The organism is Rhodovulum strictum, from assembly GCF_009649175.1.
Classification (GTDB): domain Bacteria; phylum Pseudomonadota; class Alphaproteobacteria; order Rhodobacterales; family Rhodobacteraceae; genus Rhodovulum; species Rhodovulum strictum.
In genome coordinates this window covers 1-21,560 of record NZ_WJPO01000017.1, presented here as the reverse complement: position 1 = coordinate 21,560, position 21,560 = coordinate 1, and the positions used below count along the sequence as shown (strand labels likewise).

At 65.8% G+C, this 21,560-nt stretch carries 21 protein-coding genes and 1 tRNA gene; 15 read left to right on the top strand and 7 right to left on the bottom strand.

Annotation, left to right across the window (positions count from 1 at the left end):
* Positions 1-199 precede the first annotated feature (199 nt).
* The 8 genes from GH815_RS11435 (at position 200) to GH815_RS11400 (ending at position 9,074) form a co-directional block, all read left to right on the top strand.
* The gene (locus GH815_RS11435; protein WP_153748908.1) at positions 200-2,362 is read left to right on the top strand and encodes an AMP-binding protein; all 2,163 of its coding nucleotides are present in this window, start codon (positions 200-202) and stop codon (positions 2,360-2,362) included.
* A 2-nt stretch (positions 2,363-2,364) separates the two neighbouring features.
* Positions 2,365-3,180, top strand: a complete 816-nt coding sequence (locus GH815_RS11430; protein ID WP_153748958.1) for an ABC transporter ATP-binding protein — start codon at positions 2,365-2,367, stop codon at positions 3,178-3,180.
* A gap of 39 nt (positions 3,181-3,219) precedes the next feature.
* Positions 3,220-4,215, top strand: a complete 996-nt coding sequence (locus tag GH815_RS11425) for a branched-chain amino acid ABC transporter permease (protein ID WP_170290339.1) — start codon at positions 3,220-3,222, stop codon at positions 4,213-4,215.
* 2 nt (positions 4,216-4,217) lie between these two features.
* Entirely contained in the window at positions 4,218-4,463 is a 246-nt protein-coding gene (locus GH815_RS11420) for a hypothetical protein (protein ID WP_153748906.1), read from the top strand.
* Between the two features lies 1 nt (position 4,464).
* Positions 4,465-5,541, top strand: coding sequence for a branched-chain amino acid ABC transporter permease (locus GH815_RS11415; RefSeq protein WP_153748905.1), 1,077 nt, complete (start codon positions 4,465-4,467; stop codon positions 5,539-5,541).
* Positions 5,542-5,611: 70 nt separating this feature from the next.
* Positions 5,612-6,892 carry an ABC transporter substrate-binding protein gene (locus tag GH815_RS11410; RefSeq protein ID WP_153748904.1) on the top strand — a complete coding sequence of 427 codons (1,281 nt, stop codon included), beginning with the start codon at positions 5,612-5,614 and terminating at the stop codon, positions 6,890-6,892.
* Positions 6,893-6,964: 72 nt separating this feature from the next.
* Positions 6,965-7,789, top strand: a complete 825-nt coding sequence (locus GH815_RS11405) for an ABC transporter ATP-binding protein (protein ID WP_153748903.1) — start codon at positions 6,965-6,967, stop codon at positions 7,787-7,789.
* 61 nt (positions 7,790-7,850) lie between these two features.
* The gene (locus GH815_RS11400; protein WP_153748902.1) at positions 7,851-9,074 is read left to right on the top strand and encodes a phenylacetate--CoA ligase family protein; all 1,224 of its coding nucleotides are present in this window, start codon (positions 7,851-7,853) and stop codon (positions 9,072-9,074) included.
* A gap of 56 nt (positions 9,075-9,130) precedes the next feature.
* Here the strand turns inward: GH815_RS11400 and GH815_RS11395 are convergent, their stop codons facing one another.
* The 3 genes from GH815_RS11395 to GH815_RS11385 form a co-directional block, all read right to left on the bottom strand.
* Positions 9,131-10,873: a PHA/PHB synthase family protein gene (locus GH815_RS11395; protein ID WP_153748901.1), complete on the bottom strand. Its 1,743-nt coding sequence runs from the start codon at positions 10,871-10,873 to the stop codon at positions 9,131-9,133.
* A gap of 156 nt (positions 10,874-11,029) precedes the next feature.
* Positions 11,030-11,155, bottom strand: a complete 126-nt coding sequence (ykgO, locus tag GH815_RS11390; protein ID WP_132693414.1) for a type B 50S ribosomal protein L36 — start codon at positions 11,153-11,155, stop codon at positions 11,030-11,032.
* Positions 11,156-11,232: 77 nt separating this feature from the next.
* Positions 11,233-11,307: transfer RNA gene (locus tag GH815_RS11385), tRNA-Val, on the bottom strand.
* A gap of 150 nt (positions 11,308-11,457) precedes the next feature.
* On the opposite strand from GH815_RS11385, the gene GH815_RS11380 reads away from it, so the two are divergent.
* A complete protein-coding gene (locus GH815_RS11380; RefSeq protein WP_153748900.1) occupies positions 11,458-12,315 on the top strand; it encodes an N-formylglutamate amidohydrolase in 858 nt (285 codons plus the stop codon).
* A 9-nt stretch (positions 12,316-12,324) separates the two neighbouring features.
* On the opposite strand, the gene GH815_RS11375 is transcribed toward GH815_RS11380, so the two are convergent.
* The gene (locus tag GH815_RS11375) at positions 12,325-13,578 is read right to left on the bottom strand and encodes a DNA polymerase IV (protein ID WP_153748899.1); all 1,254 of its coding nucleotides are present in this window, start codon (positions 13,576-13,578) and stop codon (positions 12,325-12,327) included.
* Positions 13,579-13,731: 153 nt separating this feature from the next.
* Between GH815_RS11375 and GH815_RS11370 the strand changes: the two genes are divergently transcribed.
* Both GH815_RS11370 and GH815_RS11365 read left to right on the top strand, forming a co-directional pair.
* On the top strand, positions 13,732-14,619 hold the full coding sequence (locus GH815_RS11370) for an SPFH domain-containing protein (RefSeq protein ID WP_153748898.1): 888 nt from the start codon (positions 13,732-13,734) through the stop codon (positions 14,617-14,619).
* A complete protein-coding gene (locus GH815_RS11365; protein WP_132693418.1) occupies positions 14,619-14,888 on the top strand; it encodes an NfeD family protein in 270 nt (89 codons plus the stop codon). Before GH815_RS11370 ends, GH815_RS11365 begins: the two co-directional genes overlap by 1 nt.
* Positions 14,889-14,892: 4 nt before the next feature.
* Here GH815_RS11365 and pyrF read toward each other — a convergent pair whose 3' ends face one another.
* On the bottom strand, positions 14,893-15,582 hold the full coding sequence (gene pyrF / locus GH815_RS11360) for an orotidine-5'-phosphate decarboxylase (protein WP_153748897.1): 690 nt from the start codon (positions 15,580-15,582) through the stop codon (positions 14,893-14,895).
* A 188-nt stretch (positions 15,583-15,770) separates the two neighbouring features.
* Here pyrF and clpB point away from each other — a divergent pair, with 188 nt between their 5' ends.
* Positions 15,771-18,386 carry an ATP-dependent chaperone ClpB gene (gene clpB / locus GH815_RS11355; RefSeq protein WP_153748896.1) on the top strand — a complete coding sequence of 872 codons (2,616 nt, stop codon included), beginning with the start codon at positions 15,771-15,773 and terminating at the stop codon, positions 18,384-18,386.
* A 61-nt stretch (positions 18,387-18,447) separates the two neighbouring features.
* Here the strand turns inward: clpB and GH815_RS11350 are convergent, their stop codons facing one another.
* Positions 18,448-18,933, bottom strand: coding sequence for a fasciclin domain-containing protein (locus tag GH815_RS11350; protein WP_153748895.1), 486 nt, complete (start codon positions 18,931-18,933; stop codon positions 18,448-18,450).
* Between the two features lie 198 nt (positions 18,934-19,131).
* Positions 19,132-19,575 carry a DUF302 domain-containing protein gene (locus GH815_RS11345; RefSeq protein ID WP_153748894.1) on the bottom strand — a complete coding sequence of 148 codons (444 nt, stop codon included), beginning with the start codon at positions 19,573-19,575 and terminating at the stop codon, positions 19,132-19,134.
* Positions 19,576-19,772: 197 nt separating this feature from the next.
* On the opposite strand from GH815_RS11345, the gene msrP reads away from it, so the two are divergent.
* From msrP to GH815_RS19025, 3 genes are all read left to right on the top strand, one after another.
* Positions 19,773-20,666, top strand: coding sequence for a protein-methionine-sulfoxide reductase catalytic subunit MsrP (msrP, locus tag GH815_RS11340; RefSeq protein ID WP_153748893.1), 894 nt, complete (start codon positions 19,773-19,775; stop codon positions 20,664-20,666).
* Positions 20,666-21,274 (top strand): protein-methionine-sulfoxide reductase heme-binding subunit MsrQ, encoded by a 609-nt coding sequence (msrQ, locus tag GH815_RS11335; RefSeq protein WP_153748892.1) that lies wholly within the window; start codon positions 20,666-20,668, stop codon positions 21,272-21,274. Before msrP ends, msrQ begins: the two co-directional genes overlap by 1 nt.
* Before the next feature lie 86 nt (positions 21,275-21,360).
* The coding region (locus GH815_RS19025) for a hypothetical protein (RefSeq protein ID WP_211365071.1) at positions 21,361-21,560 on the top strand (200 nt) is incomplete at its 3' end.

Below are 21,560 nucleotides of genomic sequence, written 5' to 3'. Positions count from 1 at the left end.
GGAATCCGACCTTGGGCAAATGTGCCCTCGACCCCGGTGCGGAGAGGGCTGGTGCGGCCAGGTGAGCCGGGGTCAAGCGAGGAAATTCGGGCGGTTCAGGCCGCCTCAGGGGCCGGAAGACCGGCCACGCCCGGGGGGATGGGGGATCCGCGATGCAAGCGGGTTAACCCGATTTCCGGGTGAAGGGGAGGAGACATTCTTGGCACCACATGGCACGTCTGCGGACGAGCTCTGTTCTGTTCCCGCGTTGCTTGCGCGGAACGTGCAGCTTTATGGCGACAAGCCCGCCTATCGCGAAAAGGAATTCGGCATCTGGCAATGCTGGACTTGGGCGCAGGCGAACGAGGAAATCCGGTCCATCGCGTTGGGCCTGCTCGCGCTCGGGATCGAGCGGGGCGAGTATGTGGCGATCATCGGCCGCAACCGCCCGGCGCATTATTGGTCGATGGTGGCCGCACAGATGTGCGGCGCGATCCCGGTGCCGCTGTATCAGGACGCCGTGGCCGAGGAGATGGCCTATGTGCTGGACCATTGCGGCGCGCGTTTCGTGGTCTGCGGCGACCAGGAACAGGTCGACAAGGTCATCGAGGTCCAGGACCGCATCCACCATATCGAGCATGTCCTTTACAACGACAAGCGGGGCATGCGGAAATACGACCACACGCATCTGAACTGGCTGGCCGATATCGAGGCCGAGGGCCGCGCGGCCCGCACCCGGCTGGAGCCCGAGCTTGAGGCGCGCATCGCCGAGCTGACCTGGGATTCGACCTGCGTCATGCTCTATACCTCGGGCACGACCGGCAAGCCCAAGGGCGTGGTGCTGTCGAACCGCAACATCATCGAGACCGCCAAGGCATCGGTTGCCTTTGACCATCTGGGCCAGGACGAGGAAGTGCTGGCCTATCTGCCGATGGCCTGGGTGGGCGATTTCATCTTCTCCATCGGTCAGGCGATGGTGGCAGGCTTCTGCGTGAACTGCCCCGAAAGCCCCGAGACGATGATGACCGACCTGCGCGAGATCGGGCCGACCTATTTCTTTGCGCCACCGCGCATCTTCGAGACGATGCTGACCAATGTCATGATCCGGATGGAGGATGCGGGCGATCTGAAACATGCGATGTTCAAGCATTTCATGGAGTTCGCCAAGACCACCGGCGAGACCTACGGGATGCCGCGCTATCGCAACAAGCAGTCCAAGCCGACGCTGCGCCGCCGGGTGCGCTGGGCCTATCGCTATGCAATGGGGATCGGCTTCGCCGTCGAGACCATCGTCGAGAACGCGGTGCGGGGCTTCTTCGTGCGGCTGCGCCACCCGATCGAGGCGCGCAAGTACTTCAAGGCGCGCGGGCCGCTTCTGAACCTCTATCCGCAGCCGCTGCGCGATTACTTCAACTATCGCACGGGCGATGTGCTGATCTACGGGCCGCTCAAGAACACGCTGGGGCTGTCGCGCATCCGCGTCGCCTATACCGCGGGAGAGGCGATCGGCCCCGAGATCTTCGATTTCTACCGCTCGCTGGGGATCAACCTCAAACAGCTCTATGGCCAGACCGAAGCATCGGTCTTCATCACGCAGCAGCCCGACGGGCAGGTGCGCTCGGATACGGTGGGCGTGCCCTCGCCCGGTGTCGAGGTCAGGATCGCCGAGAATGGCGAGGTGTTCTATCGAAGCCCCGGCACATTTGTCGAATACTACAAGAATGCCGAGTCGACCGCCTCGACCAAGGATCCCGAGGGCTGGGTGGCGACGGGGGATGCCGGCTTCTTCGAGGAAGGCACCGGGCATCTGCGGATCATCGACCGGGCCAAGGATGTGGGCAAGATGGCCGATGGCCGGCTGTTCGCGCCGAAATACGTGGAAAACAAGCTGAAATTCTATCCCGACATCCTCGAAGCCGTGGTGTTCGGCGCGGGCCGCGACCGCTGCACCGCCTTCATCAACATCGACCTGACTGCGGTCGGCAACTGGGCAGAGCGCAACAACATCGCCTATGCCAGCTATCAGGAACTTGCCGGGCATCCGCGCGTGCTGGACACGATCCAGGCCCATGTCGAGGAGGTGAACCGCTCGGTTGCGGCGGACCCGATGCTGTCGGGCTGCCAGATCCACCGCTTCCTGATCCTGCACAAGGAACTGGATGCCGACGATGGCGAACTGACCCGTACCCGCAAGGTGCGCCGCAACATTATCGCCGAGAAGTTCGGCGATCTGGTGACCGCGCTCTATGACGGGTCGGACAGCATCTACACCGAGACCGAAGTCACCTACGAGGACGGCCGCAAGGGCAGCATCCGGGCGACGCTGCAAATCCGGGACGCCAAGGTGGTCGAGACGCGGCAGGCCGGGCAGGTGGCGGCATGAGCATGGCCAGCGTCGAATCCTATGTCACCGAGGACGGCCGCACCATCGGCGGCGTGGTGATGGAACTGAAGAACATCACGCTGCGCTTTGGCGGCGTGGTGGCGATCAAGGATATCAGCTTCGACATCCGCGAGGGCGAGATCCGCGCGATCATCGGCCCGAACGGGGCGGGCAAGTCGTCGATGCTGAACGTCATCTCGGGCTTTTACACGCCGACCGAGGGCGAGGTGTGGTTCGAGGGCAAGCGCCGCCCGCAGATGCGCCCCTATCAGGTGGCGCAGCAGGGCATCGCGCGGACGTTCCAGAACATCGCGCTGTTCGCGGGCATGTCGACGCTGGACAACATCATGACCGGCCGCATCACCCGGATGAAGTCGGGCCTGTTCAGCCAGGCGCTGTGGATGGGCAAGGCCGAGCGCGAGGAGACCGAGCATCGCGAGGCGGTCGAGAAGATCATCGACTTCCTGGAAATCCAGCACATCCGCAAGACGCCGGTGGGCCGCCTGCCCTATGGCTTGCAGAAGCGGGTGGAACTTGGGCGCGCGCTGGCGGCCGAGCCGCGGCTTCTGCTGCTGGACGAGCCGATGGCGGGCATGAATGTCGAGGAGAAGGAGGACATGTCCCGCTTCATCCTGGACGTGAACGACGAATTCGGCACCACCATCGTCCTGATCGAGCATGACATGGGCGTGGTGATGGACCTGTCCGACCGGGTCGTGGTCATGGATTACGGCAAGAAGATCGGGGATGGCCCGCCCGCCGAGGTCCGCAACAACAAGGAAGTGATCGACGCATATCTGGGGGTGTCCCATGACTGAGCGCATGACCCTCGCGCCCTGCCGAAAGGAGACCCGCTGATGCCGGATCAGTTTCTTTTTGCCGTCGAGGTGATGATCAACGGCCTGATGGCCGGCGTGCTTTATGCGCTGGTGGCGCTGGGCTTCGTGCTGATCTTCAAGGCCTCTGGCATCTTCAACTATGCCCAGGGGGTGCTGGCGCTGTTCGCGGCACTGACGCTGGTGGGCCTGCAAAACGGGCAGATACCCTTTGCGCATCTGATCAACGCGGCGTTCGGCACGAAGGTTCATTACTTCGGCTGGACGATGCCGACATTCCTGGCGATCGCCCTGACGATCGTCGTGATGGTCTTGCTGGCCATCGCGATCGAGCGGTTCATCCTCAAGCATCTGGTCAACCAGGAGCCGATCATCCTGTTCATGGCGACCATCGGTCTGGCCTATTTCCTTGAGGGGCTGGGCGATGTGATGTGGGGCGCCGACGTCAAGACGCTGGATGTGGGCCTGCCGCAGGGGGCCAGCGAATGGATCGAGGACCGATCCGCGGTGCTGGGGGGCGATGGCTTCTACGGCTTCTTCATCGACAAGCTGGACATCGTGGCCGCGCTGGTGGCGGCGGTGCTGGTGATCTCGCTGACGCTGTTCTCGCAATACTCGAAACAGGGCCGGGCGCTGCGCGCAGTGGCCGACGATCACCAGGCGGCGCTGTCGGTCGGCATCTCGCTGCGGTTCATCTGGGTGCTGGTGTGGTCCATCGCGGGCATCGTCGCGCTGGTCGCGGGCATCATGTGGGGCGCCAAGTCGGGGGTGCAGTTCTCGCTGTCGCTGATCGCGCTCAAGGCGCTGCCGGTGCTGATGCTGGGTGGCTTCACCTCGATCCCGGGCGCCATCGTTGGCGGGCTGATCATCGGGGTGGGCGAAAAGCTGTTCGAGTTCACCATCGGCCAGATGATCGGCGGCGCGACCGAGAACTGGTTCGCCTATGTCCTTGCCCTGGTCTTCCTCGTGTTCAGGCCGCAGGGCCTGTTCGGCGAGAAGATCATCGAGAGGGTCTGACCATGCAGAAGTTCCATGCCATTGCCTGCGTCATCGGCTGGGCGTTCTTCTACGTCTTTTCGTTCCTTGCCGTCAGTTCGCTGAACGATGCGGCCTGGATGCCGGCAACCTATGCGCTGCTTGCCTTTGGCGGCTTCCTGACCGGGATGCTGTGCTGGGTGCGCATCGTCGGCCTGCGCCGCGATGCGGTGCGTCCGGTGGCGCTGCGCGCGCCGCGCCGCGTTCAATTCACGAGGGAGATCGCCTGACATGTTCTATCGCGAGGCCGGCGATTTCAAGACATCCTACCGGGAGGACAGCCAGACCTTCCCGATCAAGTTCGACCGCTACCGGTATTACGCGGTCCTTCTGGTCGCGCTGGCGGTCGTGCCCTTCTTCATCGACAGCTACTGGGCCAACGCCCTTCTGGTGCCGTTCCTGATCTATGCCATCGCGGCAATCGGGCTGAACATCCTGACCGGCTATTGCGGGCAGGTGAGCCTGGGCACCGGCGGGTTCATGGCGGTGGGGGCCTATGCCTGCTACAAGTTGATGACCGCCTTTCCCGACGTGAACATCCTGCTTCACATCATCGCCGCGGGCGGGATCACGGCGGCCGTAGGGGTGCTGTTCGGGTTGCCCTCGCTCAGGATCAAGGGGTTCTATCTGGCGGTGGCGACGCTGGCGGCACAGTTCTTCCTGATCTGGCTGTTCAACAAGGTGCCGTGGTTCTACAACTACTCGGCCTCGGGCCAGATCTCGGCGCCCGAGCGCACCGTCTTCGGCATCGCGGTCACCGGTCCCCATACCGAAGCCTGGGCGAAATACCTGGTCTGCCTGCTGTTCGTTGCGGTGCTGGCCTGGGTGGCCCGCAACCTGACGCGCGGTTCGATCGGCCGGTCGTGGATGGCGATCCGCGACATGGATATCGCCGCCGAGATCATCGGGGTGAACCCGCTCAAGGCCAAGCTGACCGCCTTTGCGGTGTCGTCCTTCTATATCGGCATCGCCGGGGCGCTGTTCTTCGCGGTCTATCTGGGCGCGGTCGAGGTCGGCGAGGCGTTCGGCATTCAGAAATCGTTCCTGATCCTGTTCATGATCATCATCGGCGGGCTGGGGTCGATCTTTGGCAGCTTCGCGGGTGCGGCGTTCCTGGTGCTGCTGCCGGTCCTGCTGAAGAACGTGCTGGTCGGCACGCTGGGCTGGCCCACGGATCTGGCGGCCCATATCGAGCTGATGATCGTGGGGGCGCTGATCATCGTGTTCCTGATTGCCGAGCCGCACGGGCTGGCCCAGCTCTGGCGGATCGCCAAGGAAAAACTCAGGCTTTGGCCGTTCCCGCACTAGCGCGGGAACGGGGAGACGCGCGAAGGCCGGGCCAACCCGGCAACCGACTGAACCAATGGGAGGAGACAACATGAAACTGAAACTGGCATCCGTCGCCATCGGCGCGCTGCTGGCCGCAAGCCCGGCGCTGGCCGATCTGGTATTCCCCGATCTCAGCTACCGCACCGGGCCTTTTGCTGCGGGCGGCATCCCGTTCTCGGACGGCTATCAGGACTACTTTACCCTCGTGAACGAGCGCGACGGCGGCATCGGCGGGGTCAAGGCGCGCGTCATCGAGTGCGAAACCGCCTACAACACCGAAAAGGGCGTGGAGTGCTACGAGGCCACCAAGGGCCAGGGCGCGCTGCTGTACCAGCCGCTGTCGACCGGCATCACCTATCAGCTGATCCCGAAGGTCTCGGCCGACAAGATCCCGCTGCATACCATGGGTTATGGCCGTACCTCTGCTGCGAATGGCAGGGTGTTCGAGTGGGTGTTCAACTACCCGGCCAATTACTGGGACGCCGCCTCGGTGACGATCAACTACCTGCTGGACGAGAATGGCGGCAGCCTCGAAGGCAAGAAGATCGCGCTGCTTTACCACAACTCGGCCTATGGCAAGGAGCCGATCCCGACGCTCGAGGCGCTGGCCCAGAAACATGGCTATACCCTGACGCTGATCCCCGTGGACAGCCCCGGCCAGGAGCAGAAAAGCCAGTGGCTGCAAATCCGGCGCGAACGGCCCGATTTCGTGGTGATGTGGGGCTGGGGCGTGATGAACCAGGTCGCCGTGCAGGAGGCCGCCAACATCCGCTTCCCGATGGAGAATTTCATCGGCAACTGGTGGTCGGGCGCCGAGCATGACGTGACCCCGGCCGGCATGGCAGCCAATGGCTACAAGTCGCTGAACATGAACCGCGTGGCCGATTACCCGGTGTTCGAGGATATCCGGACCCATGTGGTCGCCAAGGGCAAGGCGGCGGGCGACGGCTCGAACGTGGGCAAGGTGCTGTACACCCGGGGCATGTATGCCGCGATGCTGGCGGTCGAGGCAGCCAAGAAGGCGCAGGAAATCCACGGCACGGCCGACATCAACGCCGCGATGATGCGCGACGGGATGGAAGCGCTGGAGATGACCGACGAGTTGATGGCGTCGCTGGGCGCCCCCGGCATCGGCCCGGAATTCGGCGTGACCTGTGAAGATCACGGCGGATCGGGCATGGGCATCGTCCAGCAATGGAACGCGGCCGAGGGCAAGTGGGTCGCGCTGACCGACTATATCGCGCCCGACCGCGATGTGATCGCCCCGCTGATCGAAGGGGACTCGATGGCCTTCGCCGCCGAGAACAACCTGTCGCTGCGCTGCGATTGACGTGACACTTTCCCGGCGCGGGCCAAGCCGCCCGCGCCGGGGCTTTCCGGAATATCAGGGGACCGCCCGGGGATGCTCGACGCAGGCCGCACGCAAGAGACGCTTCTTGAAGTCAACAATATCGAGGTGATCTACAACCACGTGATCCTCGTCCTGAAGGGCGTGTCGCTCACGGTGCCCAAGGGCGGCATCACCGCGCTTCTGGGGGGCAACGGGGCGGGCAAGACCACCACGCTCAAGGCGATCTCGAACCTGCTGCGTTCTGAACGCGGCGAGGTGACGAAGGGCACGATCCTCTATCGCGGCGAGCGGGTACAGGATCTCAGCCCCTCGGATCTGGTCAAGAAGGGCGTGATCCAGGTGATGGAGGGTCGCCACTGCTTCGAGCACCTGACGGTCGAGGAAAACCTGATGACCGGCGCCTATACCCGCACCGACGGCAAGGCCGCCATCGCCGCCGATCTGGAGATGGTCTACAATTATTTCCCCCGGCTCAAGGAGCGGCGGAAATCCCAGGCGGGCTACACGTCGGGCGGCGAACAGCAGATGACGGCCATCGGCCGCGCGCTGATGTCCCGGCCCGAAACCATCCTGCTGGACGAACCCTCGATGGGGCTGGCGCCGCAGCTTGTCGAACAGATCTTCGAGATCGTGAAGGCGGTGAACGAGGGCGAGGGGGTGACCTTCCTTCTGGCCGAGCAGAACACCAACGTCGCGCTCAGATATGCCCATTACGGCTATATCCTTGAATCGGGCCGTATCGTGATGGACGGCCCGGCGGCGGATCTGCGCGAGAATCCCGACGTCAAGGAATTCTACCTCGGCATGTCCGATCAGGGCCGCAAGAGCTTCCGCGACGTGCGGTCCTACCGGCGGCGCAAGCGCTGGCTGAGTTGACCCCGCCTCCGGCCCGGCGCAGTCTGGTGCCGTCCGTCCTATGCGACCGTCAGGAATACCCATGAGCGCCCATTTCGACGATCTCGAAACCCGTTCCGCGGACGCCCGCGCCGCCTCGCTGGCCGAATGCCTGCCCGCGCAGATCGCCGCGGCCCGGAACCTGCCCGGCTATGCCGCGACGCTGGCCGATGTGGACCCCGACAGCATCCGCGACCGCGCCGCACTGGCCGCGCTGCCGCTTCTGCGCAAGTCCGCGCTGACCGGCGCCCAGGCCGCGCATCCGCCCCTTGGCGGTTATACGGTGTGGCCCGCCTCGGGTTTCGACCATATCTTCCAGTCGCCCGGACCGATCTATGAACCGGGCTGCGTGTCCACCAACTGGTGGCGTCTGGGCCGCTTCGTCCATGCGGTCGGCATCGGCCAGGGCGACATCGTGCAGAACTGTTTCGGCTATCACCTGACGCCTGCGGGCATGATGTTCGAGAACGCCGCCCGCGCTGTCGGTGCCGCCGTCCTGCCCGCCGGTACCGGCCAGACCGAGTTGCAGGCGCGCGCCGCCCATGACGTGGGCGTGACCGCCTATGCCGGCACACCGGATTACCTGAAGGTGATCCTCGACAAGGCCGACGAGATGGGGCTGAACCTCTCGCGCATCCGCCGCGCTGCGGTTTCGGGCGGAGCGCTGTTCCCGTCGCTGCGCAAGGAATATGCCGATCGGGGCATCACCTGCCTGCAATGCTATGCCACCGCCGATCTGGGCAATGTCGCCTATGAAAGCCCCGCGATGGAGGGGATGATCGTCGACGAGGGCGTGATCGTGGAAATCGTCCGCCCCGGCACCGGCGACCCGGTTCCCGATGGCGAGGTGGGCGAGGTGGTCGTGACCTCGCTCAACCCCGATTACCCGCTGATCCGCTTTGCCACTGGCGATCTTTCGGCCGTGCTGCCGGGCGTCTCGCCCTGCGGGCGCACCAACATGCGCATCAAGGGCTGGATGGGCCGGGCCGACCAGACCACCAAGATCAAGGGCATGTTCGTCCGCCCCGAACAGGTCGCCGACCTTGTCGCGCGCCACCCCGAGATTGCGCGCGCCCGCGTCATCGCCGGGCGCGAGGGCGAGATGGACACAATGACCGTGCAGATCGAGACCACCGCCACCGACCCCGCCCCCTATGAGGCCAGCGTCGCCGAGCTTCTCAAGCTCAAGGGCAGGGTCGAGCTCGTTGCGCCGGGCAGCCTGCCCAATGACGGCAAGGTGATCGACGACCAGCGCAGTTATGGCTGAGCCTGTCCTTCTTCTGGCCTCAAATATCCTCGGGGGTCCGGGGGTGAAACCCCCGGCTATTTCCTGAAGACATAGGTTCCCGGCGCCGGACCCAGCGGCGGCAGACCGGCCTCGGGCGCGCCCATCGCGGGCGGCGGCACCTGTTCGGGCCCGCTCTTGGCGGCCAGCCAGGCCACCCATTCCGGCCACCACGACCCCTCCTGCGGGGGATGGCGCTGGAACCAGGTGTCGGGGTCCATGTAGTTCTTGTCCAGCGTGCGGTGTCCGATCCGGTAGCGCCGCCCCTTGTGGCCCGGCTCGGACAGGATGCCGCCATTATGGCCGCCACCGGTCAGCACGAAGGTCAATTCGTTCTCGGTGAACAGCGTCGCCTTGTAGACCGAATGCCAGGGCGCGATATGGTCCTTTTCGGTGCCCAGAACGAACATCGGTGCGTCGATATCCTTGAGCGCGATCACCCGCCCCTCGACCGCGAAGCGCCCGGCGGTCAGGCGGTTCTGCATGAACAGGGCCCGCAGGTATTCCGAATGCATCCGCGCGGGCATCCGTGTCGCATCCGCGTTCCATACGGAAATGTCGAATTGCGGCTCGTCCTCGCCCAGAAGGTAGCGGCGCACCGAATGCGACCAGATCAGTTCCTCGGACCGAAGCGCGCGGAAGGCGCCGGCCATCTGGCTCTGGTCCAGATAGCCCTGATCCCACATCATGTCCTCGAGATAGGCGACCTGGCTTTCGTCGAGGAACAGCATGATCTCGCCGGGTTCGGTGAAATCGGTCTGCGCCGCCAGCAGCGTGATCGAGGCCAGCCGGTCATCGGCCTCGCGCGCCATGGTCGCGGCGGCAATGGCAAGGATCGTGCCGCCTAGGCAATAGCCGCAGGCATGCAGGCGGGTCTGCGGCACGATTCGGCCGACCGCCTCGATCGCGGCCATGACGCCGAGACGCCGGTAATCGTCGAGCGAGACATTGCGATGCGCCGCGGTCGGGTTGACCCATGAAATCGCGAAGACGGTGAAACCCTGGCCGACAAGATAGCGGATCAGCGAATTCTCGGGCGACAGGTCGAGGATGTAGTATTTCATGATCCAGGCGGGCACGATCAGCACCGGCTCGGGATGCACGCTGCCGGTCTGGGGCGTGTACTGGATCAGTTCGAACAGATCGTTGCGATAGACCACCTCGCCGGGCGTGCAGGCAAGGTTGCGCCCCACCTCGTAGCCGCTTTCGGGCACCGGGATCTCGCCCGTCATCATTGCCGCGGCATCCCCGGCAAGACGGGCCGCCCCAAGCGCCAGATTCGTGCCACCGCTTTCCAGGGTCTTCTGAAGGATCTCGGGATTGGTCAGAACCCCGTTCGAGGGCGAGAACAGATCCAGCATCTGCCGCGCCATGAAGGCCACGCGCGCCGAATTGTGTTCCGTCGTGCCGCGTGCGGGTTCGGCCGCATGCTCCCACCAGTCCTGCCAGGCCAGAAAGCCCTGTTTCCACAGGCTGAAGGGGGCCGTCTCCCAGCCCGGATGCTCGAACCGGCGATCCCCGGGGCGGGGGGCGAAGGGGGCCGGGCCCTGGCCAAGCCCTGCGGCGTGAACGGCAAGCTTCGCGGCTGCCCGCACCCCATGTTCGGCCAGTTCCAGTTGCCGCCCCGGGGCGCGGGCCAGATGGATCGCCCAGTCCGCCCAGGCGGTCAGCGCCGCGGTCGGCGATGATCCGCCCGTCAGCCGCGCCGACAGCGCACGATTGGCCCGGTCGAGCGTTTCATAGGGGTGTTGGCGTTCGCCATGCCCGTTCGGTGCCTTCATCGCCAGCCTCCGCCTTGGATCGTACCGGTCCGGTGTCCCAGACCGACATGACAGTTTTGCGATAGCAGCCGGGGCGGCCGGGGTAAATGTGACGCACAAAGAAAACCGCCCCGGCGCTGGCCGGGGCGGTTCTGAAAAATCCGAAGCTCTCGCCGATCAGCCCTGACGGGCCTTGTAGCGGCGCTGGGTCTTGTTGATGACGTAGACCCGGCCCTTGCGGCGCACAACGCGGCAGTCGCGGTGACGCTCTTTCAGCGAGCGGAGCGAGTTGCGAACCTTCATCGGTCGTCTCCTCATGTCGCGGCGCGTCCTTGCGCCTCTGGGTTTCAACGGCTGCCCCTGTGGGGCAGCGATTTCTATGGTGGGCGGTACTGGGATCGAACCAGTGACCCCTACGATGTCAACGTAGTGCTCTACCGCTGAGCTAACCGCCCTTGCCGTCCCGATCCCGCGCGCCCAAACAAAACGGACGCGGGCGGGTCCGCGTCGGTTCGCAGGTCTATAAAAGGAGTCGGATCGCGGTTCAAGGGCTTTCGGTGCGCGCGGAATCGCCGCTATATTTGCTGCGAAGGAGGACGCGGAAATTGTGCGCCTACAGGTTGTTCCGGCCCGACCGTCTATCAACGAGCGTGGTGTTTTCCTCGCCCCATAGCGGGCGCGACTATCCCTGGAGCTTTCTGCGCCAGACGGTTCTGGACGAGCGCGCGATCCGTTCGTCCGAGGATGCCTTTGTCGACATGCTCTTTGCCGATGCGCCCGCCCATGGCGCGCCGCTGATCGCGGCGGATGCCCCGCGCGCCTATGTCGATCTGAACCGCGCCGCCGAGGAACTGGACCCGGCCGTGATCGATGGGGCGCGGCTGGCCGGGCATAATCCGCGGATCAGTTCGGGGCTGGGCGTGATTCCGCGCGTGGTGGCGAACGGCCGGGCGATCTATCACGGCAAGATCGGTCTGGCCGAGGCCGAGGCCCGCATCGCCAGCTACTGGCGGCCCTATCACGACTGCCTTCAGGCGCTGATGAACGAGGCGCAGGTCCGGTTCGGCGAGGCGATCCTGATCGATTGCCACTCGATGCCGCGCGAGGCGATCGAGAGTATCTCGCCTGCGGGCAGGCGCCGCCCCGATGTGGTGCTGGGCGACCGGTTCGGGGCCTCGGCGGCTGCCGATGTGGTCGACCGGATCGAGGGGGCCTTTGCCGCGGCGGGGCTGCGGGTGGGGCGGAACGCTCCCTTTGCCGGGGCCTATATCACCCAGCGTTATGGCCGTCCGGCGCGGCGCATGCATGCCGTCCAGGTCGAGATCGACCGCTCGCTTTACATGGACGAGACCGAAGTCAGCCCGAGCCAGGGATTCGAGGCGTTCCGCCGCCTGATGGCTTCGGTGGTGGCCGATCTGGCCGAGATCGGCCGGGCCGGCGAGGTGCCGCTGGCCGCCGAGTGAGCAGCGTCATCAGCGCAGCGCCCTGCCCTTGAGAATCGCGTCATGCCCGAACCGGGCGCGGATGCGGTCGCTGGCCCGCTCGGCGCCGGCCCGCAGCGCCGCCTGCGGATCGAACAGATCGCCCGACAGATCCGCCCCCGTGGCCGGAACGATGTCGGAAAGCCCCACGCCGACCAGTCGGAACGGCCCCGCCGCGCCCGCCTGATCGAACAGCGCGCGCGCCTCGCGATAGAGGCGGTCGGCGATCTGGGTGGGCTCGGCCAGGGCATGGCGCCGGGTCAGCAGCCGGTGATCCGCGCGTTTCAGCTTCAGCGTCACGACGCGGCCCGCGCGCCCCCTGGCCTTGGCGCGGCCGGCGACCTTTTCGGCAAGGCGCCAGATATGGCCGTCCAGCAGGTCCGGATCGGATATGTCCTCGGCAAAGGTCGTCTCGTTCGAGATGCTTTTCACCGGCGCATTGGGCGAGATGCGGCGGTGATCCTGCCCGCGCGCCAGATGCCACAGCCGGTCGCCCATCGACCCGAAGCGGGCGGCAAGGTCGGGTTTGTCCCAGCGCCGCAGATCGGCAAAGCTGCGCACGCCCGCCCGTTCCAGCGCCGCCTGCCCCGCCGCGCCCACGCCCCAGATCAGCCCCACGGGGCGGTCGGCCAGGAAATCCAGCGTTTCGGCCCGGCCGATCACGGCAAAGCCGCGCGGCTTGTCCAGATCGGAGGCAAGCTTGGCAAGGAACTTGTTGTGCGACAGCCCGATCGAGCCCGACAGGCCCAGCTCGTCCTCCATCCGTTTCACCAGCCGCGCCAGCAGCAGCGCAGGCGGGGCGCCATGCAGCCGCGCCGTGCCCGTAAGGTCCAGAAACGCCTCGTCCAGCGAGAGCGGTTCGACCGCGGGGGTCAACGCCTCCATCATCGCGCGGATGGCGCGCGACGCCTCGGCATAGGCGGCGCCGCGGGGTTTGACCACCACCGCCTCGGGGCAAAGCTCCAGCGCCTTGAACATCGGCATGGCCGAGCGCACGCCGCGGATGCGGGCGAGATAGCAGGCGGTGGATACCACGCCGCGCCGCCCGCCGCCGACGATCACCGGTCGGTCGCGCAGCGCGGGATTGTCGCGCTTTTCGACGGCCGCATAGAAGGCGTCGCAATCCATATGCGCGATGGACAGGTCGAACAGTTCGGGATGCGCGATCACGCGCGGCCGTCCGCAGGCGGGACAGCGGGTGCCGGTCTGGAAGGGTGTCAGGCAGTCGCGGCAGAGGGCGGGCATCGCTCTGGTCCCATGGATGACACGGGTGTTGCACATTTCCGGCAAGGTTGCGGGGCATGATGCGCCCGGTCGCATGGGCGGGGCAAGGGCTTCCGCATCGCATCCGTGCGGCGCATAGTGACAAGGAAAACATACGAGGACGGGCAGACCATCATGGACGATTCCCTTGACGCGCTGATCGGCGGCAATCTTGTCGTCCTGCTGTTCGCGGCCTTCGTCATCCTGTGCATCGTGCTGGGGGTGCGGATCGTGCCGCAATCCGAAAAGCATGTGATCGAACGGTTCGGGCGGTTGCGCGCGGTGCTGGGGCCGGGGATCAACTTCATCGTGCCCTTCCTTGACAAGGTGGCGCACAGGATCTCGATCCTGGAGCGGCAATTGCCCAATGCCAGCCAGGATGCGATCACCGCCGACAACGTGCTGGTGCAGGTGGAAACCAGCGTGTTCTACCGCATCATCGAGCCGGAAAAGACGGTCTACCGCATTCGGGACGTGGATGCCGCCATCGCGACCACTGTCACCGGCATCGTCCGGGCCGAGATCGGCAAGATGGAACTTGACGAGGTGCAGTCGAACCGCGCGCAACTGATCTCGACGATCAAGGCCAGCGTGGCCGACGCGGTGGACGACTGGGGGATCGAGGTGACGCGGGCCGAAATCCTGGACGTCAACCTGGACGCCGCCACGCGCGAGGCGATGTTGCAGCAGTTGAACGCCGAACGCGCGCGGCGCGCGCAGGTGACCGAGGCCGAGGGCAAGAAGCGTGCCGTGGAACTGGCGGCGGATGCCGATCTTTATGCCGCCGAGCAACAGGCCAAGGCCCGCCGCGTTACCGCCGAGGCGGAGGCTTACGCGACCCAGATCGTTGCCAAGGCGCTGGCCGATAACGGGATCGAGGCGGCGCAGTATCAGGTGGCGCTGAAACAGGTCGAGGCGCTGACCGCTGTCGGGCAGGGGCCGGGCAAGCAGACGATCATCCTGCCCGCGCAGGCGATGGATGTCTTTGCCGATGCCTTCAAGTTGCTCAAGGGGCGGGGCTGATGCTGGCGACGACCTGGTGGGTCTGGCTCACGGCCGCGGTTCTGCTGGCGATCCTCGAGGTGCTGGCGCCGGGCTACGTGTTTGTCGGTTTCGCCATCGGGGCGGCGGCGGTGGGGCTTGGCCTGTGGCTGGGGCTGTCGGCGGGCTGGCCCTGGCTGGTGCTGATCTTTGCGCTGGTCTCGCTGGCTGCATGGCTGGGGCTGCGGGCCGTGCTTGGTGTGCGCAAGGGGCAGGTCAAGGTCTGGGACCGCGACATCAACGAGGATTGAGCGCTCAGGGCAGCTCTGCCTGAACCGCCAGCGCGGTGGCGCGGGGATCGGCGGCCTGCCAGATCGGGCGGCCGACCACGATATGATCCGCGCCATCGGCAATGGCCCGGGCCGGGGTCGCCACCCGCTTCTGATCGCCCGGATCGGCGCCGGCGGGCCGCACGCCCGGCGTCACGATCAGCCGCCCCGCCGCACCCGGCAGTGCGCGGATCATCGCGGCCTCTTGCGGGCTGGCGATCACGCCATCGGCCCCCGCCGCAAAGGCCCGCGCCGCGCGCTCGGCCACGATCTCGGGCAGATCGCCCGGACGGATCAGGCTGGCATCAAGATCGGCGCGGTCCAGCGAGGTCAGGATCGTGACCGCCAGAATCTTCATGCCGGACCCGCCTGCCCCCTCGCGCGCCGCGCGCACCACATGGGGGTCGCCATGCACGGTCAGGAAATCCAGATCGAACCGCGCCAGCCCGCGCACCGCCGCCTCGACGGTCGCGCCGATGTCGAACAGCTTCATGTCAAGGAAGATGCGTTTGCCATGCTCGTCCTTGAGTTCGCGCGCCAGCGCCAGCCCGCCGCCCGTCAGCATCCCCAGCCCGATCTTGTAGAAACCGGCCGCGTCGCCGATCCGGCTGGCAAGCTCAAGCCCCGAATGGGCGTCGGGCACGTCAAGGGCAACGATCAGGCGGTCATCTTGCATGTCGGATCCTCCGTCGGGGTCGCGCCTTGCTAGGCTACCGGTCGCGATAGGTCCAGCACGACAAAGCGTTGTGGCGCCCTTGCAACGTGTTGGACCCTCTCCCACATCAGCGGTCGAGGCCCGCGACGAAGGGTGTGCTGCCGGTCAGGCACCGCAAGCGACGGGCGCTTTGGCAAAGGAGAGTACCGATGAACCTGGAAAAGTTCACGGAACGGTCGCGCGGATTCCTGCAAGCCGCCCAGACCATCGCGATGCGCGAAAGCCACCAGCGGCTTGTGCCCGAACATCTGCTGAAAGCGTTGATGGATGACGACCAGGGGATGGCCGCGAACCTGATCCGCCGGGCCGGTGGCGCGCCCGAACGCGTGATCGAGGCGGTGAACGCGGCGCTGGCGAAGATGCCCAAGGTCTCGGGCGATGCGGGCCAGACCTATCTGGACCAGAGCACCGGCCGCGTTCTGGACGAGGCCGAGAAGCTGGCGAAAAAGGCGGGCGACAGTTTCGTGCCGGTGGAACGGGTTCTGATGGCGCTGGCCATGGTGCCATCGAAGGCCAAGGACGCGCTGGATGCAGGCGCCGTCACGGCGCAGAACCTGAACGCCGCGATCAACGATATCCGCAAGGGCCGCACCGCCGATACGGCCAGCGCCGAGGAAGGCTATGAGGCGCTGAAGAAATACGCGCGCGACCTGACCGAGATGGCCGAACAGGGCAAGATCGACCCGATCATCGGCCGCGACGAGGAAATCCGCCGCGCCATGCAGGTGCTGAGCCGCCGGACCAAGAACAACCCCGTCCTGATCGGCGAGCCCGGCGTCGGCAAGACCGCGATCGCCGAAGGTCTTGCGCTGCGCATCGTCAATGGCGACGTGCCCGAAAGCCTCAAGAACAAGCGGCTGATGGCGCTGGACATGGGCGCGCTGATCGCGGGCGCGAAATATCGCGGCGAGTTCGAGGAGCGGCTGAAGGCGATCCTGAACGAGATCACCGCCGCCGCGGGCGAGGTGATCCTGTTCATCGACGAGATGCACACGCTGGTCGGCGCGGGCAAGTCCGAAGGCGCGATGGACGCCGCGAACCTGATCAAGCCGGCGCTGGCGCGGGGCGAGTTGCACTGCATCGGCGCGACCACGCTGGATGAATATCGCAAGCATGTGGAAAAGGACGCGGCGCTGGCGCGGCGGTTCCAGCCGGTCTTTGTCGAGGAACCCACCGTCGAGGACACCGTGTCGATTCTGCGCGGCATCAAGGAGAAATACGAACTGCACCACGGCGTACGGATCACCGACTCGGCGCTGGTGGCGGCGGCGACGCTGTCGCATCGCTACATCACCGATCGTTTCCTGCCCGACAAGGCCATCGACCTTGTGGACGAGGCCGCCAGCCGCCTGCGGATGGAGGTGGACAGCAAGCCCGAGGAACTGGACGCGCTGGACCGCGACATCCTGCAAAAGCAGATCGAGGCCGAGGCGCTGAAGAAGGAGGATGACGCGGCCTCGAAGGATCGGCTGGTCAAGCTGGAGGCCGAACTGGCCGACATGCAGCAGCGGTCGGCCGAGATGACCGCACGCTGGCAGGCCGAGCGCGACAAGCTGGAAAGCGCGCGCGAGTTGAAGGAACAGCTTGACCGGGCGCGGGCGGAACTGGACCACGCCAAGCGCGAGGGCAATCTGGCCCGCGCCGGGGAACTGTCCTATGGCGTGATCCCGCAGCTTGAACGCCAGCTTGCCGAGGCCGAGGCCAAGGAAGCCGATCTGCTGGTCGAGGAGGCCGTCGGCCCCGAGCAGATCGCGCAGGTCGTGGAACGCTGGACCGGCATCCCGACCTCGAAGATGCTGGAGGGCGAGCGCGAGAAGCTTCTGCGCATGGAAGAGGAACTGGGCAAGCGCGTGATCGGCCAGCGCCAGGCATTGACCGCAGTCGCCAATGCCGTGCGCCGCGCCCGGGCCGGGCTGAACGACGAGAACCGGCCGCTGGGCAGCTTCCTGTTCCTGGGCCCCACGGGCGTCGGCAAGACCGAACTGACCAAGGCAGTGGCGGAATACCTGTTCGACGACGATCAGGCCATGGTGCGCATCGACATGTCCGAGTTCATGGAGAAGCACGCGGTCAGCCGCCTGATCGGCGCCCCGCCGGGCTATGTCGGCTATGACGAGGGCGGCGTCCTGACCGAGGCGGTGCGCCGCCGCCCCTATCAGGTGGTGCTGTTCGACGAGGTCGAAAAGGCCCATCCCGAGGTGTTCAACGTCCTGTTGCAGGTGCTGGATGACGGGGTGCTGACCGACGGGCAGGGCCGCACGGTCGATTTCAAGCAGACGCTGATCGTGCTGACCTCGAATCTCGGGTCGCAGGCGCTGAGCCATCTGCCCGAGGATGCCGATGCCAGCGAGGCCAGGGCCGAGGTGATGGAGGCGGTGCGGATGCATTTCCGCCCCGAATTCCTGAACCGTCTGGACGAGATGGTGGTGTTCGACCGGCTGACCCGCGCCGACATGACCGGCATCGTCGAAATCCAGTTGCACCGCCTGCAAAAGCGGCTTGCCGCACGCAACATCGCGCTCGATCTGGATGGGGATGCGCGGCAATGGCTGGCGGATGCGGGCTATGATCCGGTCTATGGCGCGCGGCCGCTGAAACGTGTGATCCAGCGCAGCCTTCAGGACCGGCTGGCCGAGATGATCCTGGCCGGCGAAGTTCAGGATGGCGAGACGCTGCATGTCACCGCCGGGGCCGATGGGCTGATCATCGGTGGCCGGGTTGTCGGCTTGAACCGGCCCAAGCCCGAGGATGCCGTGCTGCACTGAGCCACGGGTGCGAAATGGAACGCCTCGCAGGTCAATCGCCTGCGGGGCGTTCGCGCCCGGATCAGCTTGCGGGCAGGATCACCGCGTCGATCACATGGATGACGCCATTAGTGGCCTCGATATCCGCGGCGGTGACATTGGCGCCGTTCACCGTGACGCCGCCCTCGGCGCCGATGGTCACGTCAGACCCCTGCACCGTGGTCGCGGTCATCCCGTCGCTCAGATCGCCCGACATCACCTTGCCCGGCACCACGTGATAGGTCAGGATCGCGGTCAGTTGATCCTTGTTCTCGGGTTTCAGCAACTCGTCCAGCGTGCCTTCGGGCAGGGCGGCAAAGGCGTCGTCGGTCGGCGCAAAGACGGTGAACGGGCCGTCGCCTTGCAGCGTCTCGACCAGATCCGCCGCCGTTACCGCGGCAACCAGCGTGCTGAACTGCTCGGATTCCGATGCGATGGTCACGATGTCCTTGCCTGCGTGCTCGTCGGCCAGCACGGGTCCGGCAAACAGCGCAGTGGCGCCAAGCGCCGCGAGGGTCTTGCGAAGCATGTGGGTTCTCCCTTCGTTATGTCAGACGACCCCGTTGTTCGGGTCGTTCCGTCTACGCGGAGAGACCGGCGCCGGATGAGCGGGGATTCCCGCCGATCCGGCTTGACGATCCCGCGCGGGGACCTAAGCCCGGCCGCCGCGCGAAGTCACTTAAAATGGCGTTGAGTTCATTTGAGATTTCGTGAGCGCAAGGCGCCGTCAGTCCATCCCCACGGCCTTGCGCGTGATGGTGTCAAGCAGGGCCTCGACTTCTTTCATCGGGCCGTCGGGGAATTGCCGGAAGCCGATCGTGGTCTGGTCGGGCGTGTCGGGGGATTGCAGCACGAAGATGCCATAGGGGCAGAACTGCACGTTCATCGGATCGGCCTCCATCACCTTGCGCGACAGGGCCGCCGAGCAGAAGCTGAAGACATCCGCCTTGAGAAAGATCGTGACGTCCGAACCGACATCGGCCCTGGTACGCTCCAGCATGTCACCGACATGGCTGACGGCGTCGATCACGAGTCCCTCGCCGACGATGGCGTTTTCCAGCCCGAACACCACGTCGTCGAAACCCTGATCCACGGTATAGGTGACGACACCCTCGGCCTGGGCCGAAGCTGCGGCAAGGGCCAGCGCGGCGGCTGCGATCAATCTCTTCATCTGTTCCTCCCTGAACTGCACGCCTGGCATGTCGCGGCGCGCCGGGGTCAAATCTAGCGGCCGGGGGGGCGTGCTCCTTGATCGAGGTCAACCGCCCCGGCGCGCTGCCACGCGGAGTTGTGAGGCGGCCGGGTCTGGCTTGCCGCGCCCGGCGTCCTAGGTGCAGGATCAGGAAGACACAGCGAGGAGCCGGAACGATGGCGGGCCGTTGGCGCAACAGTCTTGGATGGTCGGACGTGACACCCGAGGCGGCTTATCTGAACCGGCGTCAGGTGATGGCAGGGGCGGCGGCGCTGGGGCTTGTCGCGGGACCGGCGCGCGCCGACGCGCTGGTGCCCAACACCTGGGACGAGATCACGAGCTACAACAATTTCTACGAGTTCGGCACCGGCAAGGACGATCCGAGGAACAAGGCCGGGCGTCTGACAACCGACCCCTGGGCGGTCGAGATCGGCGGGCTGGTGGACCGGCCCGGAAGCTATGATCTTGCCGATATCCTGAAGGGCGTCAGTCTTGAGGAACGCATCTACCGTCTGCGCTGTGTCGAGGCCTGGTCGATGGTGGTGCCCTGGGTCGGCTTCGAACTGGCCGATCTGTTGAACCGCGTGGGCGTGCAGCCCTCGGCGCGCTACGTCGCGTTCCAGACCCTGCACCGGCCCGCGGAAATGCCGGGCCAGCGCAGCGCGATCATCGATTGGCCCTATGTCGAGGGGCTGAGGCTGGACGAGGCGATGCACCCGCTGACGATCATGGCCACGGGGCTTTACGGACGCGATCTGCCGAACCAGAACGGCGCGCCGATCCGCCTGGTGGTGCCGTGGAAATACGGGTTCAAGTCGATCAAGTCGGTGGTCCGCATCACCCTGACTGCGGACGAGCCGCCGACAAGCTGGAACCTCTATGCGCCGAGGGAATATGGCTTCTATGCCAATGTGAACCCGGACGTGGATCACCCGCGCTGGTCGCAGGCGACCGAGCGGCGGATCGGCGGGGGCCTGTTCGCGCCGCGCCAGCCGACGCTGATGTTCAACGGTTATGCCGACGAGGTGGCGGGGCTTTACGCGGGCATGGATCTCGCGCGCTTCTACTGATGGGGCTGGCCGGGCGGATCAACGGCGCGCTGCGCCGGATCCCTGTCTGGCCGGTCTATGTGCTGGGTCTGGCGCCCGTGCCCTGGCTGTTCTGGCTGGCGGCGACGGGCGGTCTGGGGGTCGAGCCGATCTCGGCCTTGCAGCAGCGTCTGGGGCTGGCGGGGCTGCAAGTTCTGGTCGCCGGATTCGCGGTGACGCCGCTGCGGCGCCTGACCGGAGTGAACCTGATGCGATTTCGCCGGGCGCTGGGGCTGGTCGGATTCGGCTATATCCTCGTGCATGTGCTGGTCTGGCTTCTGCTCGACCTGCAATCCTGGGCGCTTGTGCGCGCCGACATCCTCAAGCGGCCCTATATTACTGTCGGGATGGCGGCGTTCCTTCTGCTGGTGCCGCTGGCGCTGACCTCGGCCGACCGGGCGCTGCGCTGGCTGGGGCCGGTGCGCTGGCGGCGGCTGCACCGGCTGGTCTACTTCGCCCTGCCGCTGGGGGCGGTGCATTTCGTGATGCAGGCGAAGGGCTGGCAGATCGAACCGTTCGCCTATCTGGCCGCGATCATGCTGCTGCTGGCGCTGAGGATGCGCCTGATCCGGGCAAGAGTCGCGACCTGAGCGGTCCCGCGACCCGGATTCTGGGGGCGACTCTGTGGATAACCTGCCGGGCCGGGCATTTCGGGCGCGCGAACGCCGTTTCCGGCTTGGCGCGTTGTGGCCATCCGGGCGCTAACCGCAAGATTTTGTATGGAAAACAGGCAACACGAAAAAAATGTGACGATCCCGCGAAAAAGCTCTTGCGGCCCCCGACGCCGATCCGTAAACACCCCTTCACCGGCGGCGCTGAGGCGCGGCTGGGGCGGCGGCGGGGCTTGGTGGTTCGGTTGTCGGTAAAAAGCAGGGA